Source organism: Allorhizobium borbori, assembly GCF_014196535.1.
GTDB lineage: Bacteria > Pseudomonadota > Alphaproteobacteria > Rhizobiales > Rhizobiaceae > Ectorhizobium > Ectorhizobium borbori.
In genome coordinates, this window is the sequence record NZ_JACIDU010000013.1 from 136,917 (window position 1) to 148,050 (window position 11,134).

Annotated in this window: 11 protein-coding genes and 1 pseudogene; 8 read left to right on the plus strand and 4 right to left on the minus strand. The window is 57.5% G+C overall.

Annotated features, from left to right (window positions below):
• Window positions 1-43 precede the first annotated feature (43 nt).
• Both GGQ66_RS16060 and GGQ66_RS16065 read left to right on the plus strand, forming a co-directional pair.
• Entirely contained in the window at window positions 44-994 is a 951-nt protein-coding gene (locus GGQ66_RS16060) for an aldo/keto reductase (RefSeq protein ID WP_183793749.1), read from the plus strand.
• A complete protein-coding gene (locus GGQ66_RS16065) occupies window positions 994-1,437 on the plus strand; it encodes a GNAT family N-acetyltransferase (protein WP_183793750.1) in 444 nt (147 codons plus the stop codon). Before GGQ66_RS16060 ends, GGQ66_RS16065 begins: the two co-directional genes overlap by 1 nt.
• Here the strand turns inward: GGQ66_RS16065 and GGQ66_RS16070 are convergent.
• Window positions 1,427-2,335, minus strand: a complete 909-nt coding sequence (locus tag GGQ66_RS16070; RefSeq protein ID WP_183793751.1) for a LysR family transcriptional regulator — start codon at window positions 2,333-2,335, stop codon at window positions 1,427-1,429. The two genes, GGQ66_RS16065 and GGQ66_RS16070, sit on opposite strands and share 11 nt — an antisense overlap.
• 104 nt (window positions 2,336-2,439) lie before the next feature.
• Here GGQ66_RS16070 and GGQ66_RS16075 point away from each other — a divergent pair, with 104 nt between their 5' ends.
• A complete protein-coding gene (locus GGQ66_RS16075; RefSeq protein ID WP_183793752.1) occupies window positions 2,440-3,438 on the plus strand; it encodes an aldo/keto reductase in 999 nt (332 codons plus the stop codon).
• 43 nt (window positions 3,439-3,481) lie between these two features.
• Here the strand turns inward: GGQ66_RS16075 and GGQ66_RS16080 are convergent, their stop codons facing one another.
• The 3 genes from GGQ66_RS16080 to GGQ66_RS16090 all read right to left on the minus strand — a co-directional run bounded on the left by GGQ66_RS16080 (window position 3,482) and on the right by GGQ66_RS16090 (window position 6,263).
• Window positions 3,482-4,729, minus strand: a complete 1,248-nt coding sequence (locus GGQ66_RS16080) for an aminopeptidase (RefSeq protein ID WP_183793753.1) — start codon at window positions 4,727-4,729, stop codon at window positions 3,482-3,484.
• A 76-nt stretch (window positions 4,730-4,805) separates the two neighbouring features.
• The gene (gene ybaK / locus GGQ66_RS16085; protein ID WP_183793754.1) at window positions 4,806-5,279 is read right to left on the minus strand and encodes a Cys-tRNA(Pro) deacylase; all 474 of its coding nucleotides are present in this window, start codon (window positions 5,277-5,279) and stop codon (window positions 4,806-4,808) included.
• A 63-nt stretch (window positions 5,280-5,342) separates the two neighbouring features.
• Complete coding sequence (locus GGQ66_RS16090) at window positions 5,343-6,263, minus strand: glycosyltransferase family protein (protein ID WP_183793755.1); 921 nt, start codon at window positions 6,261-6,263, stop codon at window positions 5,343-5,345.
• A gap of 692 nt (window positions 6,264-6,955) precedes the next feature.
• Between GGQ66_RS16090 and rfbB the strand changes: the two genes are divergently transcribed.
• The 5 genes and pseudogenes from rfbB to GGQ66_RS16115 form a co-directional block, all read left to right on the plus strand.
• Complete coding sequence (rfbB, locus tag GGQ66_RS16095; protein ID WP_183793756.1) at window positions 6,956-8,017, plus strand: dTDP-glucose 4,6-dehydratase; 1,062 nt, start codon at window positions 6,956-6,958, stop codon at window positions 8,015-8,017.
• 89 nt (window positions 8,018-8,106) lie between these two features.
• The gene (gene rfbC / locus GGQ66_RS16100) at window positions 8,107-8,679 is read left to right on the plus strand and encodes a dTDP-4-dehydrorhamnose 3,5-epimerase (RefSeq protein ID WP_183793757.1); all 573 of its coding nucleotides are present in this window, start codon (window positions 8,107-8,109) and stop codon (window positions 8,677-8,679) included.
• 10 nt (window positions 8,680-8,689) lie between these two features.
• Window positions 8,690-9,595: a dTDP-4-dehydrorhamnose reductase gene (rfbD, locus tag GGQ66_RS16105; RefSeq protein WP_183793758.1), complete on the plus strand. Its 906-nt coding sequence runs from the start codon at window positions 8,690-8,692 to the stop codon at window positions 9,593-9,595.
• Complete coding sequence (gene rfbA, locus GGQ66_RS16110; protein WP_183793759.1) at window positions 9,592-10,458, plus strand: glucose-1-phosphate thymidylyltransferase RfbA; 867 nt, start codon at window positions 9,592-9,594, stop codon at window positions 10,456-10,458. The genes rfbD and rfbA overlap by 4 nt, the downstream gene beginning before the upstream one ends.
• Before the next feature lie 369 nt (window positions 10,459-10,827).
• Window positions 10,828-11,058, plus strand: a pseudogene (locus tag GGQ66_RS16115) (IS21 family transposase); the annotation flags it as partial.
• Between the last annotated feature and the right edge of the window lie 76 nt (window positions 11,059-11,134).

The following is an 11,134-nucleotide window of genomic DNA, read 5'->3' on the forward strand; positions in this document are numbered from 1 at the left end:
ACCATTCGCAACCATACTCATCAATCATTCCGGAGGAAGTATCATGGAGTTGCGCCCGCTTGGCCGCACAGGCCTTTCGATTGCACCGGTTGTCTTCGGCGGCAATGTCTTTGGCTGGACGGCGGATGAGAAGACCTCATTCGACCTGCTCGACGCCTTTTTCGACGCTGGCCTGAACACGATCGACACCGCTGACGTTTACTCACGCTGGGTGCCCGGTCATGTCGGCGGCGAAAGCGAGACGATTATCGGTCGCTGGCTGAAGCGCGGCAGCGTGGCCCGCGACAAGGCGATCATCGTCACCAAGGTCGGCTCCGATATGGGGCAGGGTCACATTGATCTCTCGGCTCAATGGATCGTCAAGGCCGTCGAAGATTCGCTCTCCCGCCTCGGCACCGATTACATCGATCTCTACCTCTCCCACTGGCCGGACCCGAACACGCCTTACGAGGAAACGCTTGGCGCCTTTGTCAAGCTGAAGGAAGCGGGCAAGATCCGCGCCATCGGCTGCTCCAATCTCGATGCCGTTCAGCTTCAGGCCTCGCTGGATGCAGCCGCCGCAGCCGGCTTGCCGCGCTATGACGTGATCCAGCCCGAATACAATCTCGTGACGCGCAATGCTTTCGAAGGTCCGCTGGCGGATCTCTGCGTCAAGGAAGACATCGGCGTCATCACCTATTTCAGCCTTGCCGCCGGGTTCCTGACCGGCAAGTACAAGAGCAAGGAAGACGCTGCCGGCAAGGCGCGTGAAAACCGCGTGGCGGCCTATTTCGACGAACGCGGCGTGCGCATTCTCGGCGCTCTTGAGGAGGTTGCCGCCGCGACCGGCGCAAAGCCTGCAACGATTGCCATCGCCTGGCTGCTGCGCAAGCGCGGCGTGACCGCGCCGATTGCCAGCGCCACAAGCCTTTCCCAGCTTCAGAGCCTCGTTGCGGCCGCAACGCTGTCGCTTTCCGCTGAAGCCCTCGCCCTGCTCGACAAGGCGGGTGCCTGATGAGCGTTATCATTCGCGATGCGGCTCCCGCGGACGAGGCCCGTTGGCGGGAGCTTTGGGCCGGTTACACGACGTATTACGAGGTCAGTCTGGGGCAGGATGTGACGGACTCGGTCTGGCGTCGGGTTTTCGATCCGTCCTCCTCGCTGTTCATGCGCGTAGCCGAGGTCGATGGTCGGGTAGAGGGCTTCGCGCTCTGCCTCACCCATGAAGCGACCTGGGTGACATCGCTCGATTGCTATCTGGAAGATCTGTTCCTCGATGCCAGCCTGCGCGGCAAGGGCGTTGGCAAGGCGATGATGGACGATCTCGTCGCGCTCTGCGAGGCCAACGGCTGGAAGCGTCTCTACTGGCACACGGACACCGAAAACGCCCGGGCCCGCAAGCTGTACGACCAGTATGTGGAGTGGGACGGCCACATTCGTTACCGGATCAGCCTGTAAGGGGACCGGTTTCGCGGTAACGGAAAAAATCCACGAAGGCGCGCAGCGCCGGACGCACCTGATGGCGCGTGGGATAGTAGATGGAAAAGCCCTCGAAGGGCGGGCACCAGTCTGCGAGCACGCGCTCGAGACGCCCGTCCTCCAGGGTGCGGTCAAGGCGCGCGCCGAACAGATAGGCCAGCCCGGCACCGTTCAACGCGGCGATCAGAGCCAGTCTGTCATCGTCCAGGATCAGCGGCCCATTGACGGAAACGGTCAACGCCCGACCGTCCTTTTCGAATTCCCAGCGATAGATCACGCCGCTGTTGAAGCGCCGGCGAATGCAGCGGTGATGAACCAGATCCTGCGGATGCTGCGGCCGGCCATGTCGGGCGAAATAATCGGGCGTTCCGACGACCGCGCCCCACAGCATCGGCATCGCCTTGACCGCGACCATATCGGCCAGCAGGTGCTCGCCAAGGCGCAAACCCGCATCGAAGCCCGCCTCAACGATGTCAACAAAGCGGTCGTCATTGACGAGTTCGAGTTCAATATCCGGATAACGGGTCAGGAACTCGCCCACGCGGGGTACGATGATGTGATCCGCCGCAAGGCGGGGCAATGTCACCCGGAGACGGCCGGCCGGCCTTTCGCGCGCATCGGCGAGCGCCTCCAGCGCCGCATCGATGCCGTTAAAGGCCGGGCGAAGCCTTTCGAGCAAGCGTAACCCCTCCTGCGTGGGCGCAACGCTGCGGGTCGTGCGCGCCAGCAGTCGCACGCCAAGGCTCTGCTCCAATGCGGTTACGGCATGGCTCACCGCCGACGGCGCGATGCCAAGCTCGCGGGCCGCTGCACGAAAGCTGCGGTGATCCGCAACGGCAGCCAGAACAGCGAGGCGAGAGAGTTGAATACGATCCATTGATCTAACTGATAGATCAATCCGTTCTGATTTGCACGGATTATCGTCGGTGTTGGTTGGAACTATCTTGCGGTCACCCTCAACCTCGCCGGAAGGATGCCGCGATGGAACACCGCAAACTTGGAACTGAACTCACCGTTTCTGCCCTCGGCCTCGGCTGCATGGGCATGACCTATGCCTATGGATCGAGCGACGAAGCACAATCGGTCGCCACGCTCGAAAGGGCGGTCGATCTTGGCGTGACCTTCTTCGACACCGCTGAAATGTATGGCCCGTTTACCAACGAAGTTCTGCTGGGCCGCGTGCTGAAGCCGGTGCGCGATCGCATCGTGATCGCTACGAAATTCGGTTTCAAGATCGATGAAAGCTTGCCGCATGGACAAAACATCGTCGGTCTCGACAGTCGCCCGGAGCACGTCAAGGCGGTGGCGGAGGCGTCGCTGAAGCGGCTGGGCACTGACGTCATCGACCTCTACTACCAGCATCGCGTCGATCCCGCCGTGCCGATCGAGGAAACGGTGGGCGCCATGGCAGATCTGGTGCGCGAAGGCAAGGTCAGGGCCATCGGACTTTCAGAGGCGGGTGCGGCCACAATCCGCCGCGCCCACGCCATTCACCCGATTGCCGCCGTGCAGAGCGAATATTCGCTATGGAGCCGCGATCCCGAAGAGAACGGTGTTTTCGAGACCTGCCGTGCACTTGGCATCGGCTTCGTGCCTTACAGCCCGCTTGGCCGAGGTATGTTGGCCGGCGGCATTCGTGCGGCAGGCGATCTGGCGGCTGATGATTTCCGCAGCACGCTGCCCCGCTTCCAGCCGGAGGCTTTCGAGGCCAATGCCGCGCTCATTGCGATGCTGGAGGCCATGGCTGCGGAAAAAGGTGTGACCGCCGCACAGCTTGCCATCGCCTGGGTGCTGCATCAGGGCGATTTCATCGTTCCCATACCCGGCGCGCGCAAGGTGGCGCATCTTGAACAGAACACCGCCGCCGCATCGATCCGCCTCAGCCCGCCGGAAGTCTCGGCGCTCGGTGAGATGCTGAACCCGCAAAAGGTGCAGGGAAAGCGCTATTCCGAAGCTTCGCTGGCCATGACCAACCTCTGAGCCTCGCTCGAAAAAGGGCGCCGTCACGGCGCCCTTTGCAGTTTTACGCCCATTCGCCCTTGCGGAACACCGGCACGCGGGTTCCATCCGGCTTGATGCCATCGATGTCCACCTTGTCGGAACCGATCATCCAGTCGATATGGATGAGGCTGGAATTACCGCCCTTGGCGGTGATCTCATCCTGCGAGAGCGAGGCGCCATTCAGGAAGCACTTGGAATAGCACTGGCCAAGGGCGATGTGGCACGAGGCGTTTTCATCGAACAGCGTGTTGTAGAACAGGATGCCGCTCTGCGAGATCGGCGAGGAATGCGGCACGAGCGCCACTTCGCCCAGGCGTCGCGCGCCCTCATCGGTGTCCAGCACCTTGTTCAGTACTTCCTCGCCCTTCGAAGCCTTGGCCTCGACAATGCGCCCGCCTTCGAAGCGCACCTGAATGTCATCGATCAGCGTGCCCTGGTGCGAAAGCGGCTTGGTGGAGGACACCGTGCCTTCGACGCGCAGCGCATGCGGCGTGGTGAACACTTCCTCGGTCGGGATATTCGGATTGCAGGTGATACCGTTCTTGGCCTTAGAGGCCCCGCCATGCCACTCGTGTTCATCGGCGAGCCCAACCCTGAGATCGGTGCCGGGACCGGTGAAATGGAGGGCGGTAAAACGTTCGCCATTCAGCCACGACGATTTCGTCTTGAGGCGGGCATTGTGTTCGGCCCAGGCGGAAACAGGATCGTCGCGATCAACGCGGGAAGCGGCAAAGATCGCCTCGGCCAGCCGGGTAACGGCTTCATCCTCGGAGAGACCGGGAAATACCTGCCGGGCCCAGGCAGGGTTCGGATAGGAGACGATGTTCCAGTTGATCTCGAAGTTCGAGATCTTTTCCAGTGCCGGCTTGTAGGCCATCGAATTGGCCCGGTTGGCGCGCGCCACCTTCGCCGGATCCTGTCCGGCGAGCATCATCGGGTTGTCACCGGAAATGGCAAGCCGCGCCGCATTGCCTTCATACGCCTTCGCCATACCCTCGTAGAGCCAGCCGCTGGCGCGATCGAAGCTTTCATCACGAGCATATTCATAGCGGGCGAGAATGGCGTCTTCATCGGAATAGAAGGTGGTCACGAGGCCGGCGCCTGCCTTGTAGGCTTCGCGGGTGATGAGGCGCACCAGCGGCAGCGCGCCTATGGGGGCGGTGATGACGAGGTCCTGCCCCTTCTCAAGCCGCAAACCCACCTTCACGGCGGTCATGGCAAGCTTTTCCAGCTTCTTCGGGTCGATGAGGGGGCTTTTGTCGAATGTCATGGGGAAGTCCTGGGCAGTGTCTCTCGAAATGAAGTGCTGAACTTAGCGCTCTGGCGCCCGGTGTCCATCCGCAAAATCAGGCAATCAGCGGTGCGGCTTTGGCCTTGAGCGCAGCAAGCGCGGCCTTGGGATCAAGCCGAACCTGCAGGCCGCGCTGGCCGCCGTTCATGAACACATGGGCTTCGGACAGCGCGGCTTCCTCAATGGCTGTCGGCACCAGCTTCTTCTGGCCAAAGGGGCTGATGCCGCCGACATGATAGCCGGTCAACCGCTCTGCATCCGCCGGCTTCATCATCTCGGCGGACTTGCCGCCAAAGGCCGAGGCCAGCTTCTTCATGCTCACTTCCCGGTCGGAAGGAATGACGGCACAAACCGGCTTGCCATCCACCGTCGCCATCAGCGTCTTCAGAACGCGGCAAGGCTCCTCACCAATCGCCTCCGCCGCCTGAAGACCAACGCGCGGCGCTTCCGGATCATAGACATAGGAAACGGTCTCGAACGAGACACCGGCCTTCTCAAGCGCCTGCGTGGCGCGCGTGGTTTTCGACATGGATAGAACCTGCATTCTTGAACCCAGCAGTCATAAACCGCTTCGCGGGCGGGTTGAAGGGGATCATGTCAGAGTACTTGGCGCAGACAGGGCTAGGCCAGCCTTTGCGGCCCGACTCATGGCCGCGACGCGCTGGCGCGTCGCGGCGGCAGCCACCTGCCGCTTCTCCTCATCGTCAATCATCGAAATAATTGCATTTTGCCAGGCGATGGCGTCGTAGGGAAGGAGGATTTCTCCATCACTTCCCGGCTCTCCATAAGCGTGAGAGATGGAAAATATGCCCGCAGCACCCATTCTGGCTACATCGATGCGCTTGGTCGGAGCCCGGCAATCGTTGACCGTAGAACGGGCGAGTGGCACGAGCATGATGTCTATTTTTCGGCTTGATGCCTCCGCCAGATATGTACTCCAAGGAATAGGTTTGCGAACCGTTACACGGTCGGTATCAGCCCAAATGGCGGCTGTTTTCCCCCCTGCGAATACCTCAAAACGTGTGTTCTGACGCGCGGCGAGGACAGCGTGAATGATGGGGTACAAGAATGTGTGCTCTTCCACGTGCAATGCGGTCGCATGGTATGCAATCGTGATCTCGTTGCTTTTGTTACGGGCGAGCGGGTGGGGTGTCTCCCATAGGCTCGTTGGCGGTGCGGGGGGAAGCACGACGGCCTTTGCGTGTTTCAGGCGTTTGGCCAGATTCGGTGTCGAGGCCCAGACGATATCAAGGTGGCGGTTCAATCTGCGGAGTGGAAGAAGAGCGCGCCTGAGCACAAAGTACCTGTAGGCCATATCTGCGCCGTTGCTAACAAAGACAGACGGTATGTCGTCATCGAGGAACAGTCCGACGCCGGCAATTCGGCTCTTTTGCTGATCGATCCAGTCAAGTATTGCGCGTGAGGCATAACGGCACACGATCACGAAGGCTCCGTCAGGGTCGATACTGCTGAAATCGTCGTCGCGAATGTCGGCGAACTGGTGACTGGGCATACCGGGAGCTGCCAGCCGGGCCGCGAAATAGTAATCAGAGGTGGGATTTGGGTGTCGACCGAAAACCACGATCCGCTTTACCGGGGATCGGGGCAATCCACTGGCTCCGGGACGCAAACGAGGACAGGGCAGGCCACAGGCGATCAATGTGCGCAGTGTGTTACATTCCAGCATTGGTTTGTCGCCCTTGCTTTTCGCAATACATCAACTCGGCTCTCGTGCGGTGGCTTTTGAGCCGGTCCCTCGCTCTTTTCGCGAAATGTAGCTTTTATCTGGATGGTCATACGTCGAGGCGATTTTCAAGTCAAAGGACGTACGATGCGATTAGGGGCGTTTTTATTTTTACTATTTAGTAAAATGTATTTTTAATATATAATTATATTCATAATTATTAATGTATATATGTATTTATTTCTGTTGTAAGTATAAAAATAAGATAAATAATATTTATATTTTGCATATATTATTTTTATTGTGTTTTGTATATGCTTTTGCTTTTCGCCTTTTCTTATTTTTGGAATGATTTACGGGCTGGTTAGATTGTCTTTTTAGTCAGACATTGCGATGACTGTTGATTGAGGCTAAAAACGGCGCTTGAGCGCGTTCTTTTCGGGTCGAGCTTGACGAAGGTATGGTCATTTTTTCATATGTGGCCTAACTCCGTGTTTCATAAAAGCGGGAAACAAAGTCTCATGCGCGTGTTTGTAACTGGCGGTGCTGGTTTTATTGGGTCAGCCGTTGTGCGTCATCTGGTGCTTCAGAAAGGCTACGACGTTCTCAATGTTGATAAGTTGACATATGCGGGAACGCTGACGTCGCTGACCTCCGTCGATGGAAATCCGCTCTATCGGTTCCTTAAGGCTGATATTTGCGATGCCCGCGCCATGGCGGAGGCATTCGAGAGCTTCAAGCCGGATCGTGTGATGCATCTGGCTGCAGAAAGCCATGTCGACCGTTCCATCACGGGCGCGCGCGATTTCGTTGAAACTAATGTTCTTGGCACTTTTACACTATTGGAAAGTGCCCGCGCGTACTGGCAGGGGCTTGATGTTGAAGCGAAAGACGCTTTTCGTTTTCTGCACGTCTCGACTGATGAGGTCTATGGCTCGTTAGGCGATGACGGATTGTTCGAAGAAACGACGCCTTACGACCCGAGCTCGCCGTATTCCGCATCCAAAGCGGCTTCGGACCACTTGGCCAAAGCTTGGCAGCGCACATATGGCTTGCCCGTTGTTGTGTCGAACTGCTCGAACAATTACGGCCCTTTTCACTTTCCGGAAAAGCTTATTCCGTTGATGATTCTCAGTGCGCTGGAGGGCAAGCCGCTGCCGGTCTATGGCAATGGTATCAATATCCGCGACTGGTTGTTTGTGGAAGATCATGCCCGTGCGCTCGATATCATCGCGGAGCGCGGCCGTGTCGGCGAAACCTATAATGTCGGCGGCCGCAACGAACGCCGTAATATCGATGTGGTGATGCGAATTTGCTCAATACTTGACGGCATTTACCCGGATCGGAGTCCGCATGGGAAGCTTGTCACCTACGTGCAGGACCGTCCCGGACATGATGCTCGTTATGCTATTGACGCCACCAAACTCGAAACGGAACTCGGCTGGAAGGCGATTGAGAATTTCGACACCGGTATAGAAAAGACGGTGAGATGGTATCTTGAAAACGAGTGGTGGTGGGCGCCGTTGCGTCGTAAGTACGATGGTAACCGGCTCGGCGTGCTGAACTCTGCCAACGTGAAGTGACGGGATGGGCTGTGACGCCGTGCTACATGCCCGATGACGCTCGTTGTCTGCAGTCGGAACCAAATGTTTGATTGAGTCGAGGTTGTCCTATGTCTTCGAAAGTTTTGCTGATTAAGCCGAAGCGGTTCGGCGATGAACGTGGTTGGTTTACGGAGGTATACAGCAAGAAAAAGTTCTCCGAATATGGCATTGTGGACGATTTTGTTCAGGATAACCATTCGCTTTCCGTTCCTGCCGGCACTTTGCGGGGGCTGCATTTCCAGACGCCACCGTTCGCCCAGGCCAAGCTTGTGCGTTGTATCCGCGGCAAAATATTCGACGTCGCCGTCGATGTTCGTCGCGGATCACCGACGTATGGTCAGTGGGTTGGCGCCGAGCTTTCTGCCGAAAATGGCCATCAGCTTTTCATTCCGGTAGGATTTGCGCATGGCTTCGTGACATTGGAGACTTCAACTGAGGTTACGTACAAGGTCACGGGACAGTATGCTCCCGCTCATGATGGCGGTATTCGCTGGAACGATCCTACGGTCGGGGTTGCTTGGCCTTTGTCGCAGGGTGTTCAGCCTTTGCTGAGTCCGAAGGATGAGGTGCAGCCGCTTCTTGCGGATTTCGACAGCCCGTTCGAGTATGATGGAACGCCGCTGACTTTGACGGAAATCTGAGGAAATCAAGATGCGCATTCTCGTTACAGGGGTCACAGGACAGGTCGGGTCCGAACTGTGCCGGCTTAGTTGGCCAGAGGGTGTGCAGCTCGTGGCGGCGTCCCGGCGGGAGCTGGACCTGAGCAAGCCGGCCTTGATCGAGGCCTATATTGCCGAAGGCGGTTTTGACGCAGTTATCAATCCCGCCGCTTACACGGCTGTCGACAAGGCGGAAACAGATTCCGCTACAGCTTGGAGTGTCAACGCGTTGGCGCCGACGGCCATGGCTGCAGCAACACAGAAATTGGGCATTCCGCTGCTGTGCGTGTCTACAGATTACGTCTTCGACGGAACGAAAGCGGACGCTTATTGCGAGGACGACCCGATCGGCCCGGTCGGTGTCTATGGTGCGTCGAAGGCGGCGGGAGAGATTGCCGTGCGCAGTCTGAACCCGCGCCACGTCATCTTGCGCACGTCATGGGTCTTTTCGGCTCATGGTGCCAATTTCGTGAAGACCATGCTGCGTCTTGGCGCGGATCGGTCTCTTCTAAGGGTTGTTGACGATCAGAATGGGCGCCCGACCGCTGCGCGCGATATTGCGACCACGCTAGCGAGGATGGTCCTGTCGTTGGTCTCTGACCAGCAGGCTCCGACGGGAACCTATCATTTTGCGAATGACGGGCCGGTGACGTGGTGTGGTTTTGCCCGTGAGATTTTCCGTCAGCATCAAACATCCGGGAACGCTGTGCCGGACGTGGAGGCCATTACTACCGCCGATTATCCGACGCCGGCGAAGCGACCGGCCAATTCGGTTCTGGCGACAACAAAGCTTGAGCGCGATTATGCGATCAAACCTCGGCCGTGGCGTGAAGCGCTTTCGGACACTCTGCGTGAGCTTGAGCTTGCAACCCCAAGAAAATCAGAGGAAACAAGATGAAGGGTATCATCCTCGCCGGCGGTTCCGGTACGCGCTTGCATCCGGCAACCTTGGCGGTGAACAAACAACTCATCCCGGTTTATGACAAGCCGATGATATATTACCCGTTGTCGGTTTTGATGCTGGCGAACATTCGGGACATTCTTATCATTTCCTCGCCCGAATACATCGACAGTTACAGGCGCTTGTTCCGTGATGGCTCCGATTGGGGGCTTAGCATTTCATATGTAACACAGCCAAGTCCGGACGGCCTTGCCCAGGCCTTCACACTCGGGGCCGATTTTATCGGCGGAGACAATGTCGCCCTCGTCCTTGGGGACAACATCTTCTTTGGCGCAGGCATGCGAAAATTGCTGGGCAGCGCCAAGGCCCGCGCCGAGGGGGCTACCGTATTTGCATATGAAGTCGATGACCCCGAGCGATACGGCGTTGTAGAACTGGACGCCGAAGGTCGAGCCCTGTCGCTGGATGAGAAGCCGGTGCAACCGAAGTCGCGCATGGCGGTGACTGGCCTTTATTTCTATGACAATAAAGTCGTTGAATATGCCCGCAACTTGAAGCCTTCGGCCCGTGGAGAATACGAAATCACGGATCTTAACCGTCTCTATCTGGAGACCGGTTCGCTTTATGTGGAGCGTATGTCGCGTGGTTATGCTTGGCTTGACACCGGCACGCATGACAGCCTTCTGGAAGCATCCGAGTTCGTCCGAACCATCCAGCACCGCCAGGGAACGAGCGTTGCCTGTATCGAGGAGATTGCCTTCCTCAACGGCTGGATTTCCAAGGAGAGATTAGTCAAGTATGGTAACATGTATTCAAAGACAGCCTACGGCAAAAATCTGCTGAAACTGGCGGAGAGTTAATGTCAGACGATATCACTGGTGCCGATAGAACATGTAGTTTCTAGGCAGGGGCAAATAATCTAATATTCTTTGTTTATTCGCTTTTGAACGCTGAATTCAAGAGGTGTCATATGGTAGAGCACGTTCATTGAATACGGAATTGTTTTGAGGATTTCGTTGCTGGGGGAATTCTGATTCCCTTGCTCCGACTGGTGATTTGGGCACCTCGATTTACCCCGTTTCTGGCATTGAGGGTGACGGGCAGAGGTCCGCCGTCGCTGTTGATTTGCACTGAGAGCTGACCCGGGATTGCGGGAAATTATCACTGAGATTTGACCCATGTTTCAATCATCCCTCGCGAGGTTTCAGCGGGGCTCTGGAGTGATCGACATGGCGTTACTGAGCGTAATCCGACGCTGGCATTTTCGAGAGCATCTATCGATCCGGGAGATTTACCGCAGGACCGGCCTGTCCCGGAACACGGTCCGCAAGTATCTGCGCCTGGACGGCGTAGAGCCGAAGTTCAAGATCCCGGAGAGACCGAGCAAACTTGATCCATTCGCGGATCTGTTGTCAGCTTGGCTGAAGACGAAGACTGAACCGCGCCGGATTTACCGGCGACCCCAACGCGTGAGAAGTAGGGTCTATGACAAGCGGAACGACGAATAAGTTCTCTCCTGAAGTCCGCGCCCGCGCC

Excerpts from the sequence above, each read along its gene's own strand:
- GGQ66_RS16070 (WP_183793751.1), bottom strand. The coding sequence starts at position 2,335 with ATGGATCGTATTCAACTCTCTCGCCTCGCTGTTCTGGCTGCCGTTGCG.
- rfbD (WP_183793758.1), top strand. The coding sequence starts at position 8,690 with ATGCGCATTCTCGTTACAGGGGTCACAGGACAGGTCGGGTCCGAACTG.
- GGQ66_RS16075 (WP_183793752.1), top strand. The coding sequence starts at position 2,440 with ATGGAACACCGCAAACTTGGAACTGAACTCACCGTTTCTGCCCTCGGC.
- GGQ66_RS16080 (WP_183793753.1), bottom strand. The coding sequence starts at position 4,729 with ATGACATTCGACAAAAGCCCCCTCATCGACCCGAAGAAGCTGGAAAAG.
- rfbA (WP_183793759.1), top strand. The coding sequence starts at position 9,592 with ATGAAGGGTATCATCCTCGCCGGCGGTTCCGGTACGCGCTTGCATCCG.
- rfbC (WP_183793757.1), top strand. The coding sequence starts at position 8,107 with ATGTCTTCGAAAGTTTTGCTGATTAAGCCGAAGCGGTTCGGCGATGAA.
- GGQ66_RS16065 (WP_183793750.1), top strand. The coding sequence starts at position 994 with ATGAGCGTTATCATTCGCGATGCGGCTCCCGCGGACGAGGCCCGTTGG.
- ybaK (WP_183793754.1), bottom strand. The coding sequence starts at position 5,279 with ATGTCGAAAACCACGCGCGCCACGCAGGCGCTTGAGAAGGCCGGTGTC.
- GGQ66_RS16090 (WP_183793755.1), bottom strand. The coding sequence starts at position 6,263 with ATGCCCAGTCACCAGTTCGCCGACATTCGCGACGACGATTTCAGCAGT.
- GGQ66_RS16060 (WP_183793749.1), top strand. The coding sequence starts at position 44 with ATGGAGTTGCGCCCGCTTGGCCGCACAGGCCTTTCGATTGCACCGGTT.
- rfbB (WP_183793756.1), top strand. The coding sequence starts at position 6,956 with ATGCGCGTGTTTGTAACTGGCGGTGCTGGTTTTATTGGGTCAGCCGTT.